This is a genomic window from Thermosynechococcus sp. B3 (assembly GCF_030323045.1).
Lineage (GTDB): Bacteria > Cyanobacteriota > Cyanobacteriia > Thermosynechococcales > Thermosynechococcaceae > Thermosynechococcus.
Genome location: NZ_CP097584.1, coordinates 1218468 through 1239484, shown reverse-complemented (window position 1 = coordinate 1239484; position 21017 = coordinate 1218468). Strand labels below are relative to the sequence as shown.

Below are 21017 nucleotides of genomic sequence, written 5' to 3'. Positions count from 1 at the left end.
CTTCTGTATTGTTTCCTAAGTTATGATGGTAAGACGTACGCACCAGTTTGTTGGCAATTATCAATCCAGAATGACACAGGCATACACCCCTGAAGATGTTTGGCGATTATTGGCAGAGCTACTGGAGGCTCAAAAGGAAACAGAACGCCGATTTCAGGAAACCGAGCGACAATTTCAAGAAACAGATCGGCGATTTCAAGAGACTGACCGGCGTTTTCAGGATCTTGAACAGCGATTTCAGGAAACGGCTCAACGTTTTCAAGAAACAGATCGGCTTTTTCAGCAGACTGAACGGCAATTTCAAGAAACAGATCGGCGGTTCCAAGAGACTGACCGGCGTTTTCAAGAAACGGAACGGTTGCTCCGAGAAGAAGCACGGCAGCTCAACCAACAAATTGGCAAACTGGGCAATCGCCTTGGGGAGTTTGTGGAGTGGCAAGTCCGCCCAGCCGTGTTGCGCTTATTTCAGAGTCGGGGAATTGCTGTTTCTCAACTCTACAGTGATGTGATTCTTCAAGACGGCAACGAGAGTTTAGAAATTGATCTGTTGGTCGTTAACACCGATGAAGCCGTTCTCGTCGAAGTGAAAACAAAACTTAGCCAAGGGGATGTTGATGAGCATTTAGAGCGGATTGCGAAATTTCGCCGTCTAGCTCACCAGTATCGTGGCACGAAACTCTTGGGTGCCGTGGCAGGGATGATTGTGCCGCCCGAGGTGGCTCGCTACGCTTATCGGCAAGGTTTGTTTGTGTTGGCGCAGTCGGGGGATGGGGTGACGATTCTCAACGACCCGCAGTTTCAGCCCCGTGCGTGGTAGGCCACTATCCCCTACTTGATTCGACGGAGGAAGCAAGGTGGAGAAAGAGGTCCGTCCCACACATGTGTGACCTAGGCAGCGCGTTTGACCAAGGAGCGAATGACGTTGTCTTTCATCATCAATAGGCGAGAGGCTTGCAACAGTAGCTCACGAGCTTCCTGAAGGCTCATGGCACTCACTTGCTCCTCCATCACCCGCATTTGAAACTCCTGTTCAAAGCTGAGGTCAACATTCAGTTCGGGGAAGCGTTGCTCCATAGAACGTACTCCTTACTCCATGTTATCGGGCATACGTGTTAAAAAATATAACAAACACATTGACAAAGTTGCCACTCAATGAATATCACCCGTGCAAAGGATAAAATGTTCAGCATGAACGATTTCACTAAATTCTTGATTGGTTTCACAAACGAGACCTGATAGACTGAGCTAAAACTTAAGTTCGATGATGAGGACGGCAAGATGCGGTTGGCAGAGGTGGCTGAACGGTTTGGGGCAACCCTCGACTGTCCAGAGCAGGGCGATCGCCCCGTTTTGGGGGTAGCCCCCCTCGAAACAGCAACAGCAACAGACATCTCCTTTCTAGCCAATCCGAAGTACACCGCTCTATTGCAGACTACGGCAGCGGCTGCTGTGTTTGTCCGTCCCGATTTTCAAGGGGAAGCAGCCTGTCCCCTGCTGCGGGTGCCCCATCCCTACCTTGCCTTTGCCAAATGTATTGAATGGTTTTATCCGCAACCCAAACCCTCCGCCAAAATTCACCCGACGGCAATTCTGGGAGCCAATGTCGTCTTGGGAGCTGAGGTGACCATTGGTGCCTATACCGTGATTGGCGATCGCGTGCGCATTGGCGATCGCACAATAATTGATAGTCATTGCACGCTCTACGATGATGTGGTGGTTGGCGCCGATTGCCGTATCTATAGCCACTGTGCCTTGCGGGAGCGGGTGCAATTGGGCGATCGCGTCATTCTGCAAAACAGTGTCGTTCTGGGTAGTGATGGTTTTGGCTATGTGCCTCTGCCCGATGGTCGCCACTATAAAATTCCGCAAGTGGGCACCGTGGTCATTGGCAATGATGTGGAAATCGGTGCCGGCACAACGATTGATCGCGCCACCTTAGGGGAAACCAGCGTGGCGGATGGCACGAAAATTGACAACCTGACGATGGTGGCTCACAACTGCACCATTGGTGAAAATTCGATTCTCTGTGCCCAAGTGGGCTTGGCCGGGTCGACCCACATTGGTAATCACGTCGTCCTTGCTGGGCAGGTGGGGGCAGCGGGTCATTTGACCATTGGCGATCGCACCATTGTCTCCGCCAAATCCGGCATCAGTAGCTCTGTTCCCCCAGATAGCCGCATGGGGGGGATTCCAGCCATGGATCAAACCCTCTACCTCAAGGTTTCAGCCGCAGTGAAGCAACTGCCGGATCTCCTCAAGCGAGTGCGCCAATTGGAAGCAAAGGTAAGGGGATAGCATAGATATTCTAACCACCCTCTATAGTGGAATTAAGGGCTAGGGTTGCCTTTTGGATCGTTCATCATGGGGTGAGGGGCAATGGGTCACACGAATCTGCGACACTAAAGCTTATGACTCCTCCAGCAGCCATTCGATTACTGCCCAGTGATCAGGAATTGTTCCAAGCGCTCCTTGGCTACCATGAACTGACAATCAAGGCAGACAAGCAAGCAGCCTTACTTACCTTGCTCCAGCGCGATCGCGCCCAAGTCATTGTCAAAAGCATTGCCCAAGCTGCCTTTCCCCAAACGGCCTTTAACTTTGCCCTCTGGATGCTCAACCATGACTTGGTGACACTGGATTGGCTCTACGACATCACCTATCGCATTTCCACCCAGGGCTGTCAAGAAACCATTGATTTGGGATTGCTCTACGGCAGTCTCAAGCACTTAAGTGCAGGGGATCAAGCCATTGTCTTGGGTCAAACCGATGCTGCTCTTAAGGCCATTCGCCTTGATGACTTGGATCTAGCAACCTTGATTACGACATTGGAACCGGGGATAGCCATTAGTTTGCTCTCTTGGTTTGTCACCTTTAAGAAAATCACGACAGTGGATCTGGAATACATCAGCCAAATTGTCCAGAAGGTGAAACCTACCGCCGAACCACCCCAAGAGACCACTGAGATTCACTCCCAACCCCTCGTCCCTGAACCCCACATCATTGAACTCACCCTTGAAGACAAATTACTGGATTTGAATTTGCAATTGGGGGGCACAGAAACAGAGATTCTACCCAAGGTTTTGGATCGCTTTTTATTTCGGCGCACCCGTGAAGATAAGGTGGTCTATCGTCCCAATACACAGGTGGTACGCCTTGCCTGCGTTGGCGAAGAGCGCCGTGACATTCCTGTGCCAGTGCGCAGTGCCAAAACATGGCCACCGGGAGTCTATGTGATCTATCGCGAGCAGGAATCCCTACAACTGATGCGCTTGCCAGATAACGAGTTCTACGAAATTTTGCCCTTCGGGCCTGATCCCTATCTGCGTGCTGAAACGATCGCCCGCATGGTCAAGGAAGGGCAGCGCTAGCTATAAACGGGCAGTGTGAAGTGAAAGCAACTGCCTTTTCCCGGTTGGGAGTCCACCCAAATCTGGCCGTAGTGCATACGAATAATTTGGCGGCAAAGGGCAAGGCCAATGCCATAGCCTTCAATGGTGCGATCGCGATCGAGGCGAACCGTCTCGCCAAAAATTTTTTCCTGCTGCTCAATGGGAATACCGGGGCCAGTGTCACAGACGGTAACTTGTACTTTTTGAGTCATGCGGTGAAAGGCACTGAGGTGAATTTTGCCCCCTGCAGGAGTGTATTTACAGGCATTGTCCAGCAGGTTGACAAGGACCTGACGAATGCGATCGCCATCGCCATAAACCAAGGGTAAATCCAAGGGAATGTCGGTGGTAAAGTGCTGCTTTTTACGTTCAAAATTGAGGCGCACATCCTCAACCGTTTCTTGGCACAGTTGTCGCAGATCCAGTTGCCGTGCCATAATTTGCAGTTTGTCTTGGGGCCCGCGCGCCGCTAAGAGTAAATCCGTAATCAGTTGTCCCATCATCTGGGTTTGACTGCGGGCATGGTGAAACAGGCGTTGGATGTCCTCAATATGGAGTTGCTGAGTGCTCTCTTCCTGAAGGTTGGCCTCGAGGGTTTCAAGGGCAATGCCAACAGCAGTGAGGGGGTTACGCAACTCATGGGCCAGCAAGCCAATAATCCGATCTTTGAATTGCAGTTGTTCGGCAAGGCGATCGCGCTCTTGACGCAGTTGAAACAGCTCATCCTTGAGGCGGCTGAGTTCCATGGAGCAATCGGACTGCTCCGCTGCCGACTTTTGCATATCTGCCTGTAGGCCAAGAGCCACTTCCCGCTGCCAGCGCGGCCACCAATAGTCCACCTTTTGCAGTAGCTTGCGACCAGCAAGGGTTTGACGCGGTTCAGGGCGGACTTTAATCAAGGCAGGCGTGGCAACCAGCTTGTACTCCTCTAGGAGATAGGGCTGCTCACCTATGGGCACCACTTTTAACTCAAAGCCAAAGTTCGAGGGCAGTTGCTGAATGTGGGCTTGAATAGCAGCGGTTTCCTCTTCATCGCCCGGACGATTGGCAACAAACAGGAGCAAACTGAGCGGCGGTGTCGTTTCTTGGGTAGAACTGGCATCCGCAGACGCTTTCATTGAATCACCGGTGAGTATTCTCAAGGGCAATGAATGGCGCTTCCTGGACAGGAAACACTAGAGAGCAATCAAAAGATTAACTAAATGTTAGCGGATTCTCCCTCGCAACCCAACTTAAGATTGCTGGCCATCCCGCCGGCCAAGTTCGTAGATTGCCCCACCGATGGTTGCCATCAGGCCTAAACTCAAGGCCCAACTTTGCCCCAAGCCCAAACTACAGAGGATAAAGCAACCCGTCCCCACCAAAATAAAGGGAACTAGCCCCACCATCCCTGCCCAGAATTCGGCACTTTGGTTTGCTTCACCCCCTAGCCACGTCACTAAACGCTGTATTAAGGCTTGCCCCGTGGGATAAAAGCCCCAGTACAGGGCGATCGCCCACAGACCAGACCCCGCAATGGCAATGGGGGAGAGAGAAACCTGCTGCAAATTGGGAATCATAGGAGTCCTTGAAAAATCTTGGGATCAAACATTTCTCGGAGAGATAGATAGTAGGGGGTAAAAACACTTGTATCATAGCCAGCGGCACGGGTTTGTATTTCCTTACCCAAAAGGTGCACCATTTGAAACACTAGCTCCCATGTCACATTCAGCGAAGGATAAAGCATCAAACACAGGGGAAAGAGTTCCCGTTGCAGCGCCCCAAGGCTTTGCTCCAAAAGACATACCCAGAGGTAGATTTGGAACATCTCGACATCGCGAATACTGGAAACACGCACACTGGCTTGGGTCAAAGGGCCACTAAAACAGCGGTGCTGGGGGTTGAGTTCGGCAACACGATCACAAATAGCGGTGGCGATCGCCGTGCTCTGAGGCAACAGATGGCGCACTAAAGCCAAGGCCGGATCAGTGTAGTCGTAGTTGGCTGCTGCGTTATAGGCACGGTGCAAGGGCATGTAGAGGTGATCATCAATGACTTTGAAGAAGCTACTGAGGATCGGACGTTGGCTCGTTGGTGCCACTTCTAGCAGTAATACCCCCGTGTGGTGAAACTGCATACTGACAAAGCCAATCACCCGCGGATCGACGGCAGTATAGCGGCGGCGAATCTCACTGATGGCACTAGCCAGCTTGGCGGTCATTTGCTGGGTGCCCTTGCCGGCTTCGTAGAGTTTGAGGGTGCGCTGATAAATGTCATGGATGTCTTTGGAGATGCTCCAAGGATCCACCAGTTCCGCTGGGATGCCATGGCGAATCATCTCTGCGGCCAAGAAGCCTTCGGTACGCTGCCAAGCCTTGACACTGGCATTCCGCAATTCGGCCAAGAGCCGAGGGGCAACCACCGCTGGATCATCCTCCGCAAGGGCGGTGGTGTTGAGGTTGGTAATATAGCGCTTTGCCCAAGCCTGTGCCAGACTGCTCAAGGAGGTGGTGTCCGGTGCGATCGCGCTCGATCCGTCAGTAGTGGTATTCAACATGAGCACCTCCGCCATTTAGAACAGGGCTATAAGCAGAATTGATGTTAAGAATTGTAACTTGTTTTAAGCTGATCCTGCCACCCTGCGCCACTAGCGATCGTTGACCGCAACTGCTCATACCGTTAATCTGCCCTATAGCAGCAACATCTTTGGAGAAATTGGATGGACTGGCAATCCTTTGCCGTGAGTTTTGCGATTGTTTTCTTGTCAGAACTGGGGGACAAGAGTCAACTGGTGGCAATTACTTTAGGGAGTAATGCCCGCTCCGCTACCGCTGTCTTTCTAGGCGTGGCCTCTGGCTTAGTGTGTACAACGTTTTTCGGTGTGCTTTTGGGCAGTGGGATTGCCACATTGATCCCCGTGAAGGTGGTCAAGGCGATCGCTGCCATGATGTTTGCCTTTCTGGGGTTTTATTTGCTGTCTCAAACAGCGGCTGACAGCCTTGACAAGGAGCGAATTTGATTATAACCAAAGGATTGATTATCATAGTGACTACAGGTTAGCAAATGGATAACCCTAAAACTGCGATTTAACTGCGATAGGCTACTTAGCTAAGCAAAATCTGCTGTTTGAATTTTATTTTTTAGGATAGCGCCGTGTTCACGTCTCCTGCTCCCAGTCCCCTACCCCCCATTCGTTCCCTTGAGGATGCGATCGATCGCTGTCAGCGGCTTGGATTGCGGCTGAGTCGGCAGCGGCGTGCCATTCTTGAACTGCTCTGGGATGCCAAGGATCACCTCTCAGCGCGGCAGATCTACGATCGCCTGAATCAAGCCGGCAAAGACATCGGCCATACCTCTGTATATCAGAATCTCGAAGCCCTTTCCGAGCATGGCATTATTGAGTGCGTTGAGCGTGCCGATGGGCGCCTTTACGGCAATATCAGTGATAGCCACAGCCATGTCAATTGTCTCGATAGCCAGAAAATTATTGACGTTCACGTTGAGCTACCCCCCTCTCTCATTGCTGAGATTGAAGCAAAAACTGGCGTGAAAATCGTTGACTATCGCATTGACTTTTATGGTTATCAAAACGCTGAGGCGAGCACCCAAGGATAACTATCGTGGCCAATCCCCAACATCTTCAGCTTCTCAAGCAGGGGGTTACCGCTTGGAATCAATGGCGGGAGCAAAACAGTGATATTCGCCCTGATCTGGGACAAGCCGATCTCACTGGCGCCAATTTGGAGCTGTACAACCTCACCAATGCCAATCTCGATCAGGCAAATTTAGCGGGGGCTGATCTGCGCAACGCTTTGCTCAAGGATGCCTACATGGCTGGAGCAAACCTCTACATGAGTGACCTGATTGAGGCGGATTTGCAGGGGGCCTGTTTACAGCGGGCTACCTTAGCGGGTGCTGATCTCTACAAGTCAAATATTGCCATGGCCGATCTGCGCCAAGCCAACTTGGTGGGCACGCTACTGCGGCGAGTGAGCCTAGTGGAAGCGACCCTTGCCTATGCCAACCTCACCCGTGCCAATCTCTTTCAAGCCAACCTGCACTTGGCCGATCTCAAGAGCGCAATTTTGCAAGAAGCGATTCTCGAAAGTGCCAGTCTCATTGAGGCCAACTTTGAATATGCGGTTCTCATTGCGGCCAAGATGTCGAAGGCCAATGCCCGCCGTGCTAACTTTAAGGGGGCAAACCTCTACAAAGCAGAAATGGACGGCATGGATCTGCGGGATGCGATTCTCGATAAAGCTTAGCACCAGCAACTTGTGAAAAGGCAAGGTTCAGGCTACGTTAGAGGTGAATCATCCTCGCCTATTGCAACTCGAAAGGAATGCCTGTGACTAAAAGCATCCGTAATACAGCACGTATGGTTCTTGGTGTGATTTTTGGAATTATTGGGGTTGTCGGCTTCATTTTACCCCTAGTGCCAGGAACGCCTTTTTTGCTGATAGCGGCAGCTTGTTTTAATTCTATGGAACCTGAGGAGACCGCCAGTGCCCAAGGGAATGAATCGCCACCCGTGGCATGAAATACTTTTTCCTCACTGAGGGGTGGCAGATTGGCCGCGTGTGGGAACCCCAAGGCCTCTGGAATGAGCAAGCGTGGCGGCGATCGCCCGTGATCACCCGTACCTGCCTCTACATCCTAGAGGGGGAGGAAAAGCTTTGGCTGCACCAAGTGGAGGAGATGGTTCTCATGGTAGAAGTGAAGCCCAGCCATCCTGACCCTGCCTCAACCATTGGCCAAGTGGTGCTTAAGCGCCTGATGAGTGCGGAGGATGTGCTGACCTACCTGTGTACCACCCCTGCCATTGCCAAAATTCAAGTGGAGCGAACCTCCCCTTCGGGCGATCGCCCCTAGCGATTCTTAAGCCTTTGGCACAATTTGTTAACTCTTCTGGCGTAATTCCCTATCTGCGGTGGCCTAGCAGAGAGAACTTGATCAATGCTAGCCTTGGTGCTCCCTGTTTGAGGTAAACTAGTTCGATGTTGTTGCCAACCGATGGAAACGCATTCGGCAACTCAACCCTAGACTTTTGTGATTGATCAATTTTAAGGTGTCCTTTGGTTGCAAACTCCGCTGCCTGCCTTGATGGCAAATCCTTAGCCCAGTCCATTGAACGCCAGTTGGCTGATCATGTGCGGACGTTTCAAGCCCAGTGGGGGCGATCGCCCGGCTTGGCGGTGTTGCGGGTTGGCGATGATCCCGCCAGTGCCGTGTATGTCCGTGCCAAAGAACAAGCCTGTGGCCGCGTCGGGATTCAATCCTTTGGTGCCCATTTACCGGCCACCATTACAGAAGCGGATTTATTGGCCAGAATTACTGAGCTAAATCAGGACGAATGGGTGGATGGCATTCTGCTGCAATTGCCCCTACCGCCCCACCTTGATCCCCGTCCCCTGCTATACGCGATTCATCCGGATAAAGATGTGGATGGCCTGCATCCCGAAAATCTCGGTCGGCTCGTGCGCGATGAACCGGGACTGCGCAGTTGTACGCCTGCTGGAGTGATGCAGCTTTTGGCCGCCTATGGCATTGATGTTGCAGGTCGCTCGGCAGTGGTCGTGGGTCGCAGTATTTTGGTCGGCAAGCCCTTGGCCTTGATGTTACTCACTGCCAATGCAACGGTGACGATCGCCCACTCGCGCACCCGTGATCTTGCCAGTGTCACCCGTAGTGCTGAGATTTTAGTCACAGCAATGGGACAGCCGCGGCGGATTACTGCCGACATGATTCGGCCGGGGGCAGTGGTCATTGATGTCGGGATTAATCGCATTCAACGCCCCGACGGTAAATCGAGTCTCTGGGGCGATGTGGACTATGAGGCTGCCTGTGCTGTGGCCAGTTATATTACCCCTGTTCCGGGGGGCGTCGGTCCGATGACCGTTGCCATGTTGTTGCACAATACTGTATGGAGCTATTGTCGCCGTCACAACTGGCACAAGCCCCTGCTCTCGTTGACCTCTATGCCGCCCGCACGCTGAGGAGTTGTTCATGATTTCCGCTGATCCCCCCCAAGTCCATCCCGCCGGCACATTTGATCTCAAGGCCTACCTCAAAGAACGCCAAGCCCTTGTGGAAGCAGCCCTCGAAGCATCGATCCCCGTTGCCTACCCAGAGAAAATTTACGATGCGATGCGCTATTCACTGATGGCAGGGGGCAAACGGCTGCGCCCGATTCTTTGCTTGGCCACCTGTGAACTGATGGGGGGCACCGTGGAAATGGCCATGCCCACCGCCTGTGCCCTAGAGATGATCCACACGATGTCGCTGATCCACGATGATCTGCCGGCTATGGACAATGATGACTACCGTCGCGGCAAGCCCACAAATCACAAAGTCTATGGCGAAGATATTGCCATTCTGGCGGGGGATGGCTTACTGGCCTATGCCTTTGAATATGTGGTGGAACAAACGAAAAACGTGCCCGCAGAGTATCTGCTGAAAATTGTGGCGCGGTTGGGGCATGCGGTGGCAGCAACGGGATTGGTGGGCGGTCAAGTGGTGGACTTGGAGTGTGAAGGGCAGCCGAACATTGGTCTAGAAACGCTGCACTTTATCCACTCCCACAAAACGGGGGCATTACTGGAGGCCTCTGTGGTTTCTGGGGCATTACTGACGGGGGCGAATGAATCTGATGTGGCTCGCCTGTCGCGCTATGCGGCAAATATTGGCTTGGCGTTCCAGATTGTGGATGACATTTTGGATATTACTTCGACCCGCGATGTCCTCGGTAAAACCGTTGGTAAAGATGTGGCCGCCCAAAAAATGACGTACCCGCGCCTGTGGGGTCTGGAAAAATCTCGCCAAGAGGCTGAACGCTTGGTGGCAGAGGCGAAGGCAGAGTTGGCTGTGTATGGGGCAGCCGCCGTTCCTTTGCAGGCGATCGCCGACTACATTACCAGCCGCAGTCATTAACGATCCCGAAGTGGGTTAGGATGGGCGCAGAGTTTGTCCTTGTCCGTAACCATGATGGACGGTCTTCGTGAGCTACTGGCTAACCATGTCCTCTGGGTCGCTTTCGCCGCCAGCGCGATCGCCCAAATGCTCAAGTTACTGATTGACATTGCCAAACACCGCAAGCTCAATTTCCGCGTTCTAGTGGAAACGGGGGGCATGCCCAGTTCCCATTCCGCCCTAGTTACTGCTCTGGCGACTGGGGTAGGGCTGCAGCGGGGCTGGGATAGCATTGAGTTTGCGATCGCCGTTGTCTTTGCCTGCATTGTCATGTACGATGCGGCCGGGGTGCGCCAAGCAGCCGGTAAACAAGCCCGCATTCTCAATCAAATTGTCGATGAATTTTTCCAAGATGGGCACGAATTGGCAGAAGCCCGCCTCAAGGAGTTATTGGGGCACACCCCCATTCAAGTCATCGTTGGTTCCGCCCTTGGGGTGGCGATCGCTTGGCTGGCGGTCTAAGGGTTTGCCCAGCGGTTATTGCCCTGTCTCGCGACCATAGCGATCCTCAAAGCGAACAATATCATCTTCGCCAAGGTAGGCTCCCGACTGCACCTCGATCATTTCAAGGGGAATTTTCCCCGGATTGGCCAAGCGGTGCACAGCGCCCACAGGGATATAGGTGGACTCATTCTCCGTCAGCAGAAACGTTTTGCCATTGCAGGTAACTTCCGCTGTACCACTGACAACAATCCAATGTTCTGCGCGGTGATGGTGCTGTTGCAGCGAAAGACTCGCCCCCGGCTTGACCGTAATCCGCTTCACTTGAAAGCGATGACCCGTGTCAATGGAATCGTAATGTCCCCAAGGGCGATAGACTACGCGATGATTGTAAGCCTCACTGCGCTTTTGGGCTTGCAGTTGCTCCACCACTTGTTTCACCTGCTGTGCCGCCTCCTGATGGGCAATGAGAACAGCATCAGCGGTTTCTACAACAATGAGGTTTTCCACCCCCAGTAGAGCAACCAAGCGGTTTTGACTATGGACAAAGCAATCTTTGCTGCCATAGGTGAGAACATCGCCACGGCAACTGTTGCCAAATTCATCCTTGGGTGTCACCTCCCAGAGACTTGACCAAGATCCCACATCACTCCAGCCACACTCTAGGGGCACTACCGCTGCTTTTTGCGTCTTTTCCATCACCCCATAGTCCACCGATAAACTGGGACACTGACTCAAGGGTGCTGTGGCCAAGCGGATAAAGTCCAAATCCTCCTGTCCCTCCCGCAGTGCCAAACGACAATGGTGCAAAATGTCTGGCTGCTGCTGTGCCAATTCTGCTAAGAAGCTCTGGGCGCGGAAGAGAAACATACCGCTATTCCAAAGGTAATGGCCATCCGCTAGATAAGCCTCTGCCGTTGCCAAATCGGGTTTTTCGACAAACTCTGCCACCCGATAGGTGTGGGCCTCACTGAGGGCTTCCCCCCGCCGAATGTAGCCGTAGCCTGTATGGGGAGAGGTGGGCGTAATGCCAAACGTTACCAACCAGTCCTTGGTGGCGGGTGCAAGTGCCCGTTGTAGCCCCTGCTGAAAGGCGGCAACATCCTGAATTAAATGATCCGCTGGTAGCACCAAAAGAATGGCATCGGTGGCGAGGACTTCTGTGACGTAGAGCGCAGCAAGGGTAATCGCAGGAGCCGTATTGCGCCCCAAGGGTTCGAGCAAAATCCGCGTTGGTGTCACCCCTAGCTCTTGAAATTGTTCCGCTACAAGGAAGCGATGGGCGTCATTGGCCACCACCACTGGCGGTTGCACTTGGGGTAAACCCTGCAAGCGTTGCCACGTTTGTTGTAGCAGACTCTGCCCTTCGGCAGTTAAGCGCATAAACTGCTTGGGATGGGCTTGGCGCGATAATGGCCAAAGGCGACTTCCGGCTCCCCCCGATAGAATCACTGGAATACAGTCCATGCAAGGTTCCCCTCACGTAATGCGACGCTTAAGCGTAGTCTATCGCCAAAGAACTTCGTCTTGGTTCAGACCCCTGTTCTTTTTGTTGCTCATTTTCTAGGGGCTACTGTTTTGGCAGTGCCCGATGAATGGCAGTGAAGGACTGAGGTGGCGTTTCCCCTTGGTTAAGGTTTGGCAATTGGATTCATCAACAGACTTAAAGCCCTTGGCGATTCTCCTTGGGATAGAATGTGGGCTGATCAGCGTTAGGGTTTCCTATGGCGATTAAAAAGGGAGATTTGGTAAAGGTCGTTGCTGAAAAATTGGCCAACAGTGTTGAGGCCTTGGCCAGTGATCATCGCTATCCCCCCTATCTCTTTGAGGGACGAGGCGAGGTGGTGGAGATTCGCGGTGACTATGCGCAGATTAAATTTCCAGTGCCCACCCCTACAGTTTGGCTGCGCCTCGATCAACTGGAGATCGCCAAATAACCCCAATTAGGGTCTCCTGCTAGCCTAGGAGCCAGTGAAGAGTACCCGTGTTAGCAATTTTCAGCGTGTCTGGATATGATGGAGGCAATGCTATTGCTTAACATTTAGTAATGTTAGTTCAACCTTCGCAACCTCAACGCTGGTTTCAGTGGCTCAAGGAGACGCTCCTTTTTGGGCAAGAACCCAGTGGCGAACTCTTAGCCATTTTGCTGGTGTATTTTGTCCAAGGGGTGTTGGGCTTAGCACGGCTGGCCATTAGCTTTTTCTTTAAGGATGAGTTGGGTCTGTCGCCGGCGGAAGTGGCGGCATTGATGGGTGTGGCTGCGCTGCCTTGGGTCATTAAGCCGGTATTTGGCCTCATTTCTGATAGTGTGCCGCTTTTGGGATTTCGTCGCCGTTCCTATCTTGTCCTGTCGGGCTTGCTGGGCTGTGGGGCGTGGTTGAGCTTGGGGACGTGGGTGGCTACCCCTTGGCAGGCAACGGCAGCGATTCTCGCAGCCTCGATCGCCATCGCCCTCAGTGATGTGATTGTCGATTCACTGGTGGTTGAACGGGCACGCCAAGAATCGGCGACTGAAATGGGAACGCTGCAATCCCTAAGCTGGGCAGCGACTGCCGTGGGGGGCATCCTCACCGCTTACTTTAGTGGCCAACTGTTGCAGTGGTTTAGTCCGCGTACAGTGTTTCAAATTACAGCGGCGTTTCCGCTCTTGATGTCGGGGGTTGCGTGGGCGATCGCCGAAGCACGGGTTACGGCTCGGCCTCAACTGCGTCAGACTTGGGAGCACATCAACCGTGTGCGCCAAGCCATGATGCAAAAACGGATTTGGTTGCCGGTGGCGTTTCTCTTCCTCTGGCAAGCCACCCCCGGCTCGGAATCAGCCTTCTTTTTCTTCACAACGAATGAATTGGGCTTTGAGGCGGAGTTTTTGGGACGGGTGCGCCTTGTCACTAGCATCGCCTCCCTCTTGGGGGTGTGGATTTTCCAGCGCTACTTGAAAACGCTGCCCATTCGTACCATTTTTTTCTGGAGCACGATTCTCTCAGCCCTTTTGGGACTCTCTAGCTTGATTTTGGTCACCCACCTCAATCGCCAATGGGGCATTAGTGACCAGTGGTTTAGCTTGGGGGATAGCCTCATTTTGGCAGTTATGGGGCAGATTGCCTTTATGCCGGTACTCGTGTTGGCGGCACGGCTGTGTCCGCCGGGGATTGAGGCCACCCTCTTTGCGCTGCTGATGTCCATTAGCAACCTTGCCAATCTGGTCTCCCATGAGTTGGGGGCACTGCTGACCCACTGGCTGGGGATTACCGAGCATAACTTCGATCGCCTCTGGTTGCTGGTGCTCATTACCAACCTGAGTACGCTATTGCCCCTACCCCTGTTGAACTGGTTGCCGCAGCAGGTGCCGGCGCCCGCCTCTCAATCCTCTGTCACTGTTGAGTTGGAGCCAAGTGTCTCATGACTGGAGTTTTAGATCGCCCCTACACGATGGCGGATTGGCGGGGGGGGACCGAATCTCTCACCCAAGAATATGACTATTGGATTGAGGATGTCGAAGGTACGGTGCCCACGGATTTGGTGGGAACGCTCTACCGCAATGGCCCTGGACGGTTGGAGCGCGGGGGAGTGCCCTTAGCCCATCCCTTTGATGGCGACGGCATGATCTGTGCTTTTCGCTTTGAGAAGGGACGGGTGCATTTTCGCAATCGCTACGTGCGTACCGCTGGGTTCTTAGAGGAGGAAAAGGCCAATCGCCTTCTCTATCGCGGTGTCTTTGGCACCCAAAAACCGGGGGGCTGGCTGGCCAATTTCCTCGATATTCGGGTCAAAAACATTGCCAATACCCATGTGATCTATTGGGGGGGCAAATTACTGGCGCTCTGGGAAGCCGGTCTGCCCTACTGCCTTGACCCTGTGACCCTAGAAACCATTGGCCTCGACAACCTAGGGGGTCTCCTCAAGGAGAGGGATGCCTTTGCAGCGCATCCCCGCTTTGATCCTCAGACGCAGCGGCTCGTGAATTTTGGTGTCAAGCCCGGCCTGCGGACTCGTATTACCCTCTATGAGTTTGATGCCAGTGGTCAATGTGTCTCCCAACCTGTCTTTGAAATTCCGGGCTTTGCCTTTATCCATGACTTTGCCCTGACCCCCAACTACGCCATTGTCTTTCAAAATCCAGTGCAGTTAAATCCACTGCCCTATCTGCTGGGACTGCGGGGCGCTGCCCAGTGCATTCAATTCAATGCGCAGGAACCGACACGGGTTTGGCTGCTGCCTCGTCGGGGTGGGACTCCCCAGATGTTGACGATGCCCGCCTGTTTTGTCTTTCACCATGCCAATGCCTACGAAGCTGGGGATGAAATTCATGTGGAGTCCATTGCCTACAGCCACTTTCCCAATCTCGAACCGGGCATGGATTTTCGGGAGGTGAATTTTGCAGCGCTGCCCTCAAGCCTGCTGTGGCGGATTCAATTGAACCCCAAAACCAAGGCTGTGGATTGGCAAGTGGTGAGCGATCGCCCCTGTGAATTTCCCGTAGTGCATCCGGCCAAGGTGGGGCAACCCTATCGCTACACGTATTTGGCGGCAGGGCATGATCCGAAAACCAATGCGCCTCTCCAGGCACTGTGGCGGTGCGATCGCCAGACGGGGGAGGAACAATTTTGGTCGGCGGCACCGCGTGGCTTTGCCAGTGAACCCATTTTTGTCCCGCGGGGTCTGCAAAAGGGTGACTTTCTCTGGCAGGGTGCCCAAGGGGAAGAGGATGGCTGGCTCTTGCAGGTGGTGTATGATGCCAGTTGCCACAAATCGCAGTTACTCATCTTTGATGCGGCAGCCATTAGCGCCGGGCCAGTGGCACGATTGCGCTTGAAACACCACATTCCCTATGGTCTCCACGGTTCATTTACCACAGCGGTCTAGGCAATGGGCATCGAAATTGAGCGCAAGTTCCTTATCACAGGCGAAGAATGGCGATCGCTGGTCACAAGTGTGTCCCAATTTGCCCAAGGCTACCTGTCCACGGTTCCTGAGCGCACGGTGCGGGTGCGTCTTGCGGGTGACCAAGCATGGATCACAATCAAGGGCAAAGCCAGCGGTGGCCAACGCCGTGAGTATGAGTATGCTATCCCCGTTGCTGATGCCAGGGAACTCCTTGCGGAATTGTGCCTACAACCCATCATCCAGAAAAACCGCTATCGTATTCCAGCGGGTGATCTGTGTTGGGAAGTGGATGAATTTACTGGCGCCTGTACTGGCCTGATTTTGGCAGAAATTGAATTGCCCCAGCCTGACTATCCCCTGACTCTACCCCCGTGGATTGGCCTTGAGGTGACCGACGACCCCCGCTATACCAATGCCTACTTAGCGGAGCACCCCTATCAGGAGTGGGCAACCGGCAATTCCTGAGATTCGATAGGATACAAAAATATCGCCACGGCTGCGCTATGCTTGCTCGGATTCGTCAGATTACCCAAACCCTCACCCCCCGTCTCATTGAAATTCGTCGCCATCTGCACCGCTACCCCGAATTGAGTGGCCAAGAACATCAAACCGCTGCCTATGTGGCGGGGGTACTTTCCTCCGCCGGCTTAACGGTACAGCAGGATGTGGGGAAAGTGGGGGTGATTGCGGAACTGGCGGGGAATCCCACAGAACAGCGGCTCTTGGCCATTCGCACCGATATGGATGCCCTGCCGATTCAAGAGCGCACTGGACTCGAGTTTAGCTCAAAACATAGCGGGGTGATGCACGCCTGCGGTCACGATGTCCACACCACGGTGGGTCTGGGCACGGCAATGGTGTTAGCAGCCCTCAAGGAGGAGTTCCCCGGACGGGTGCGGTTTATTTTTCAGCCTGCGGAAGAAATTGCCCAAGGGGCGAGTTGGATGATTGCCGATGGCGCTATGAAAGAGGTGAGTGCCATTTTGTCGCTCCATGTGTTTCCCACCATTCCAGCGGGGGAAGTGGCGGTGCGCTACGGTGCGTTGACGGCGGCTGCCGATGACATTGAGTTAACGATTTTGGGAGAATCGGGCCACGGTGCCCGCCCCCATGAAGCGGTAGATGCGATTTGGATTGCCGCTCAAGTGATCAGTGCTTTGCAACAGGCCATTAGCCGCACGCAGAATCCCCTGCGACCCGTGGTGGTTACCTTTGGCAAAATTCAAGGGGGACGGGCTGCCAATGTCATTGCCGATCAGGTCACCCTTCAAGGAACGGTGCGATCGCTCCATCCGGAAACCCGTGCCACCCTCCCGACCTGGATTGAGCAAATTGTGGCCAATGTCTGCCATGCCTACGGTGCCCGTTACAAACTCCACTATCGGCGGGGCGTACCGGGGGTGGAAAATACGCCCTACCTATCGCAACTGCTGGCGGAGGCGGCGACTGATGTGGTGGGTGCCCCCCATGTGCATATTTTGCCGGAACCGTCCCTGGGGGCAGAGGATTTTGCCCTTTACCTAGAGCATGCCCCCGGTGCGATGTTTCGCCTTGGGGTAGGGTTTCGCGATCGCCCCAACTATCCCCTGCATCACCCGGAGTTTGATGTCGATGAACAGGCTATCCCCGTGGGTGTGATGACCCTTGCCCATGCGGCCTGTCGCTATTGGCAGATTCCCTACTAATGACGATTGGCATGGTAGAGCATGCCGAGGGCGATCGCGCTGACTATCCCCTTTGGCAGCCAACTGGCCACAAGGGGTGAAATGGCTCCCCCCTCACCAAAGGCCGTGAAGATAAAGGCACTGACATAATAGCCAAAAATAATTGCCACACTGAGCCCAAAGGCCCGCCCCTGTCCTTGGCGGGGAGAACTGATCCCCAAAACAGCGCCGACAACAGCAAAACTGAGACACAAAAAGGGGAGGGAGAGCTTTTCCTGCAACTGCACCCGCCACTGCCGCAGACGTTTGGCATCGCCACTTTCCGCCAAAACTTGCAAGTACTGATAGATTTCGCGGCTGGTCATAAACTCTGGTGCTCGCGTTTCCATCGCTAAATCAAGGGGGGTGCGGGGGTAGGCAAATGTTCGTTCTGAGAAGGTCTCGGCCACGTCATAGTCGCGATCGCGGGTCAGGTGGTGGTAGGTGCCCTGCCGAAACAGCCACGCCGAACCCTGCCACTGGGCTTCCTGCGCCGTAATAATTTCTCGCAATTGCCCCTGCTCAAAGTTCAACACCGTCACTTGACCCATGACCTCGCCATCAAAACGATGGGCAAAAAAGAGTTGCTGAAGCTGCCCCCCAGCAAAACGACGGTAGAAGATATTGCGGGTTTGAAAGGTAGGTTGGGGGCGTTGAATCGCCACTTCCAAGGTCTTGATGGCGCGGTAGGCCATGGGGGGAGCCACCAGTTCATTGAGGGCAAAGGTGAAGAGCAAGGCACAGAACCCCGCTAGGAGCGCCGGTCGCACTAAACGCAGCGGACTCACCCCACAGCTTTTGCAAGCAATCAGTTCACTGCGGCGGGACAGTTGACTATAGGCAAGGAGCGAACCAAAGAGCATCGCCATGGGAATGCCCAGCACCGCAAAGGTGGGCAAACGCAGAAAAAAGACTTGAAGGGCACTGAGGATGCCAAGGTTGTGCTCCACCATATTGCGAATGAGGTAGAACACCGTACCAATAACGGCAGCGATCGCCGTAAAAATGCCAAAACCAAAGACAAAGGGGCGAATCATCTCCCGCAGAATATAGCGATCCAACAGGGAGAATCGCGGCTGCCAAGGCATCTTCTCAAGGGATCGGGCGATCGCCAGCATCTTTTATAGTCCCAAGCGGGGTTTCGCCAACTTCCAATAACGAAAGAATCGCTTCAAATCAGCATTGGCAGGTAACGTGACAAAGGGTTCTGGCTCTAGGATCTCCACTGGATAGGCCAATTGCTGACAAATGGCGCGAAAGCGAGGGCTAGGACTGGCCATTGTCACCACGCGATCGCCGCCGTGCACCTCAACAAAGGCATTCACCAAGGGAGCGACCTCACCCCGGTACATTTCCACGGGGAGATCCAGCAGGCACTCATAGAGAAAGACCAGCCGCTTCAGGCGAATTTGCCACTCCTTGAGGAGCGCTACATCCCAAACAAAAATGGCCGGCGCCTTGGGATAGCGGTCAAAGATGGGCGCCGTGGGGTCGAGGCAGTCTCCATGAACCCAAAGAATTGGCTGCCCCATTAGCGTTGCATGGCCTCTTTTTTCAACTGTTTGCTGTCCCGCTGCGCCGCTGCTGCCAAGTCGGCATCCAAGAGGGTTTGACCCGTGGCGGCCAAATAGACATCATCTAAACTGGGTCGTGACTGCGCCAAGCTAAAGAGGGGAAGTCCTGCTTCCTCTAGCGCCCTTCTAATGGCTGCGATCGCCACAGCCGCATCTGTGACCACCAGATTCAAGGAGTTGCCTTGGTTGGCATTAATCAGCGCCGATTTCACGCAGTCCAATTGACTGAGAAGGGCCTGGGCCATTTGTGCCTCTTGACGCGGTGTAAATTCTCGTACCCGCAACGTGACGCGATCGCCCCCAATATTGGCCTTGAGTTCCTCGGGAGAGCCACTGGCAATCACCCGCCCCTGATCGAGAATCGCCAAGCGATCGCTAAGGAGATCCACTTCCTCAAGGTAGTGGCTGGTCAAGATAATGGTCAGTCCCTGAGCCTTGAGATCCCGCAGCACATCCCAAATCACTTGGCGACTTTCAATGTCGAGGCCTACGGTGGGTTCATCTAAGACAAGCACTTGGGGTTGATGCAGTAGTCCTGCCGCGAGATCAAAGCGTTTGCGAATGCCACCCGAGTAGGTACCACACTGGCGATCGCGCCATTCCAATAAATCCAACCGTGCCAGCACTGCTTCAATGCGCTCTGGAATCAGGGCACGGGGAATGTGGTACAGCGCCGCCTGTAATTCTAGAAATTCCTGACCCGTGAGGATTTTATCAAGCGCCACCTCCTGAGCCACATAGCCTAATTTTTGGCGCACTAAATGAGGTTGGTGGAGAACCGAAAGACCACAGACTTCCAATACCCCAGCATCCGGTCGCGAGAGGGTACACAGACAGCGCAGTGTTGTCGTTTTCCCTGAGCCATTTGGCCCCAGCACCCCAAAAATTTCCCCTTGATGGGCGCTAAAGGAGACATCGGCCACCGCTGTAATGGCACCGTAGGACTTCTTGAGATGTTCGACCTTTACCGTGGCTGTCATGGTCATTCACTCTGTGTGTGATTCCCTTAACATTTTGACAGATCTTCCTCCTTGCTTTGGTGCGCGTGCTACAACGGCAACTAGAGCCTATTGGGTGGGTTTCCCATGGCCACTGCCGAAACTGCGCCGATTGCCGAAGTCATGCACCTCACGGGCGATCGCCTGCGATTGCGGATTCAAGAACTGAAAACGGATGCTGCCTTTCGCGATTCCCTGAGTGCCTATCTGAAAACCCGCCAAGGGATCAAATCTGTTCACGTTAACCCCCTTGCCGCCTCAATTACCATTGAGTATCACCTCGAGCAAATCACACCCCTACAACTGCTGGCGGCCATTCAATTTTGGGGGGATGTCCAGATCATTGGCCAAGGCAATAAGGGCTTGCAAAACCTCACCCGCGCCTTTGATCTCGAACCCGAAGAGGTGGGCAACAAACTCACCTCCATGGGCGGATTTCTCATGGGCGGCTATGTAGGTGATATTCTCGGTGGCATGGTGGGGGGAACAGCGGGTGGCCTGTTTATGGGGCCTGCGGGTGCGGTCATGGGGGTGCAAGTGGGCACCTTTGTTGGCGGTGTGATTGGTGCGCGATTAGGGATGGAAGCCACGGAGCAAATCACCCAACTGCAATTTACTGCCCTTGAGGAAACGCCGGAACGGGTCGCGAAAGTCTTGGAGATTCGCACGGGTGACAAAATTGGGGGTACCGCCGGTGAAATTGCTGGCGGCTTGGCGGGGCAAGTGGTCTTGGGGCCTGTGGGCGAAACCGTCGGGCGCGTAGTGGGCAATATGGTTGGTGCGCAACTAGGGGAAGATCTCGGGCGACAGTTGGCGGCGCCATCCCCTGAGGAACCTCCTCCCCCATCCCTGCATCTTTTCCTAGAGTGGTGGGTGAAAACCAGTCAAGCCTTTACTAAGGAAACGCTATGGGCGACCCTCGGTGGCATGGTGGCACGGGCCATTCTGGGGCCTCAAGCCGAAGCTGAGGGCATCCGAGCCGGTACCCGCATTAGTCGTCATCTCGATATGCAACAGCCCAACACCGCAGCAAAAGAGAAAAAAGTATAATCCTAAAGTAATGGCCTATGGAGATGTCCA

At 53.9% G+C, this 21017-nt stretch carries 25 protein-coding genes; 17 read left to right on the top strand and 8 right to left on the bottom strand.

What is annotated here, in order from left to right; all coding sequences use genetic code 11:
- The first annotated feature begins 70 nt into the window (after nt 1-70).
- A complete protein-coding gene (locus tag M0646_RS06315; protein ID WP_286627078.1) occupies nt 71-817 on the top strand; it encodes a hypothetical protein in 747 nt (248 codons plus the stop codon).
- A 71-nt stretch (nt 818-888) separates the two neighbouring features.
- Here M0646_RS06315 and M0646_RS06310 read toward each other — a convergent pair whose 3' ends face one another.
- On the bottom strand, nt 889-1074 hold the full coding sequence (locus M0646_RS06310) for an NblA/ycf18 family protein (RefSeq protein ID WP_024125509.1): 186 nt from the start codon (nt 1072-1074) through the stop codon (nt 889-891).
- Nucleotides 1075-1278: 204 nt separating this feature from the next.
- Here M0646_RS06310 and lpxD point away from each other — a divergent pair, with 204 nt between their 5' ends.
- Both lpxD and M0646_RS06300 read left to right on the top strand, forming a co-directional pair.
- Nucleotides 1279-2295 carry a UDP-3-O-(3-hydroxymyristoyl)glucosamine N-acyltransferase gene (gene lpxD / locus M0646_RS06305; RefSeq protein ID WP_149819166.1) on the top strand — a complete coding sequence of 339 codons (1017 nt, stop codon included), beginning with the start codon at nt 1279-1281 and terminating at the stop codon, nt 2293-2295.
- Between the two features lie 113 nt (nt 2296-2408).
- A complete protein-coding gene (locus tag M0646_RS06300; RefSeq protein WP_149819164.1) occupies nt 2409-3368 on the top strand; it encodes a hypothetical protein in 960 nt (319 codons plus the stop codon).
- Here M0646_RS06300 and M0646_RS06295 read toward each other — a convergent pair.
- From M0646_RS06295 to M0646_RS06285, 3 genes are all read right to left on the bottom strand, one after another.
- Nucleotides 3365-4507 (bottom strand): histidine kinase, encoded by a 1143-nt coding sequence (locus M0646_RS06295; protein WP_149819162.1) that lies wholly within the window; start codon nt 4505-4507, stop codon nt 3365-3367. The genes M0646_RS06300 and M0646_RS06295 overlap by 4 nt on opposite strands.
- A gap of 114 nt (nt 4508-4621) precedes the next feature.
- Entirely contained in the window at nt 4622-4948 is a 327-nt protein-coding gene (locus M0646_RS06290) for a hypothetical protein (protein ID WP_149819160.1), read from the bottom strand.
- Complete coding sequence (locus M0646_RS06285; RefSeq protein ID WP_286649970.1) at nt 4945-5925, bottom strand: hypothetical protein; 981 nt, start codon at nt 5923-5925, stop codon at nt 4945-4947. The genes M0646_RS06290 and M0646_RS06285 overlap by 4 nt, the downstream gene beginning before the upstream one ends.
- A 162-nt stretch (nt 5926-6087) precedes the next feature.
- Here M0646_RS06285 and M0646_RS06280 point away from each other — a divergent pair, with 162 nt between their 5' ends.
- From M0646_RS06280 to M0646_RS06245, 8 genes are all read left to right on the top strand, one after another.
- Nucleotides 6088-6387, top strand: coding sequence for a TMEM165/GDT1 family protein (locus M0646_RS06280; protein ID WP_286627074.1), 300 nt, complete (start codon nt 6088-6090; stop codon nt 6385-6387).
- 134 nt (nt 6388-6521) lie between these two features.
- Nucleotides 6522-6983, top strand: coding sequence for a Fur family transcriptional regulator (locus M0646_RS06275; protein WP_149819154.1), 462 nt, complete (start codon nt 6522-6524; stop codon nt 6981-6983).
- 5 nt (nt 6984-6988) lie between these two features.
- Nucleotides 6989-7633 (top strand): pentapeptide repeat-containing protein, encoded by a 645-nt coding sequence (locus tag M0646_RS06270; protein ID WP_149819152.1) that lies wholly within the window; start codon nt 6989-6991, stop codon nt 7631-7633.
- A 77-nt stretch (nt 7634-7710) separates the two neighbouring features.
- The gene (locus M0646_RS06265) at nt 7711-7908 is read left to right on the top strand and encodes a DUF454 family protein (protein WP_149819150.1); all 198 of its coding nucleotides are present in this window, start codon (nt 7711-7713) and stop codon (nt 7906-7908) included.
- On the top strand, nt 7905-8240 hold the full coding sequence (locus M0646_RS06260; RefSeq protein ID WP_286649969.1) for a hypothetical protein: 336 nt from the start codon (nt 7905-7907) through the stop codon (nt 8238-8240). Before M0646_RS06265 ends, M0646_RS06260 begins: the two co-directional genes overlap by 4 nt.
- Nucleotides 8241-8443: 203 nt before the next feature.
- Complete coding sequence (gene folD / locus M0646_RS06255; protein ID WP_149819146.1) at nt 8444-9364, top strand: bifunctional methylenetetrahydrofolate dehydrogenase/methenyltetrahydrofolate cyclohydrolase FolD; 921 nt, start codon at nt 8444-8446, stop codon at nt 9362-9364.
- A 10-nt stretch (nt 9365-9374) separates the two neighbouring features.
- Nucleotides 9375-10298, top strand: a complete 924-nt coding sequence (crtE, locus tag M0646_RS06250) for a geranylgeranyl diphosphate synthase CrtE (protein ID WP_149819144.1) — start codon at nt 9375-9377, stop codon at nt 10296-10298.
- Between the two features lie 51 nt (nt 10299-10349).
- The gene (locus M0646_RS06245; protein ID WP_149819142.1) at nt 10350-10799 is read left to right on the top strand and encodes a divergent PAP2 family protein; all 450 of its coding nucleotides are present in this window, start codon (nt 10350-10352) and stop codon (nt 10797-10799) included.
- Nucleotides 10800-10814: 15 nt separating this feature from the next.
- Here M0646_RS06245 and M0646_RS06240 read toward each other — a convergent pair whose 3' ends face one another.
- Entirely contained in the window at nt 10815-12245 is a 1431-nt protein-coding gene (locus M0646_RS06240; protein WP_149819140.1) for a mannose-1-phosphate guanylyltransferase/mannose-6-phosphate isomerase, read from the bottom strand.
- Nucleotides 12246-12502: 257 nt separating this feature from the next.
- Between M0646_RS06240 and ndhO the strand changes: the two genes are divergently transcribed.
- The 5 genes from ndhO (at nt 12503) to M0646_RS06215 (ending at nt 17347) form a co-directional block, all read left to right on the top strand.
- A complete protein-coding gene (ndhO, locus tag M0646_RS06235) occupies nt 12503-12715 on the top strand; it encodes a photosynthetic/respiratory NAD(P)H-quinone oxidoreductase subunit O (protein WP_149819138.1) in 213 nt (70 codons plus the stop codon).
- A gap of 110 nt (nt 12716-12825) precedes the next feature.
- Entirely contained in the window at nt 12826-14181 is a 1356-nt protein-coding gene (locus M0646_RS06230) for a folate/biopterin family MFS transporter (RefSeq protein ID WP_286627071.1), read from the top strand.
- Nucleotides 14178-15641: a carotenoid oxygenase family protein gene (locus M0646_RS06225; RefSeq protein ID WP_286627070.1), complete on the top strand. Its 1464-nt coding sequence runs from the start codon at nt 14178-14180 to the stop codon at nt 15639-15641. The genes M0646_RS06230 and M0646_RS06225 overlap by 4 nt, the downstream gene beginning before the upstream one ends.
- Nucleotides 15642-15644: 3 nt before the next feature.
- A complete protein-coding gene (locus M0646_RS06220) occupies nt 15645-16127 on the top strand; it encodes a CYTH domain-containing protein (RefSeq protein WP_286649968.1) in 483 nt (160 codons plus the stop codon).
- A 38-nt stretch (nt 16128-16165) separates the two neighbouring features.
- A complete protein-coding gene (locus M0646_RS06215; RefSeq protein ID WP_286649967.1) occupies nt 16166-17347 on the top strand; it encodes a M20 family metallopeptidase in 1182 nt (393 codons plus the stop codon).
- Here the strand turns inward: M0646_RS06215 and M0646_RS06210 are convergent.
- From M0646_RS06210 to M0646_RS06200, 3 genes are read right to left on the bottom strand one after another with little or no spacing between them, the layout of a single operon-like run.
- Nucleotides 17344-18483: an LptF/LptG family permease gene (locus M0646_RS06210; protein ID WP_149819130.1), complete on the bottom strand. Its 1140-nt coding sequence runs from the start codon at nt 18481-18483 to the stop codon at nt 17344-17346. The two genes, M0646_RS06215 and M0646_RS06210, sit on opposite strands and share 4 nt — an antisense overlap.
- Before the next feature lie 3 nt (nt 18484-18486).
- Complete coding sequence (locus M0646_RS06205) at nt 18487-18897, bottom strand: hypothetical protein (RefSeq protein ID WP_286627067.1); 411 nt, start codon at nt 18895-18897, stop codon at nt 18487-18489.
- Nucleotides 18897-19919, bottom strand: coding sequence for an ABC transporter ATP-binding protein (locus tag M0646_RS06200; RefSeq protein WP_190278320.1), 1023 nt, complete (start codon nt 19917-19919; stop codon nt 18897-18899). Before M0646_RS06200 ends, M0646_RS06205 begins: the two co-directional genes overlap by 1 nt.
- A 105-nt stretch (nt 19920-20024) precedes the next feature.
- Between M0646_RS06200 and M0646_RS06195 the strand changes: the two genes are divergently transcribed.
- Nucleotides 20025-20987, top strand: coding sequence for an HMA2 domain-containing protein (locus M0646_RS06195; protein ID WP_149819126.1), 963 nt, complete (start codon nt 20025-20027; stop codon nt 20985-20987).
- The last annotated feature ends 30 nt before the right edge of the window (nt 20988-21017 follow it).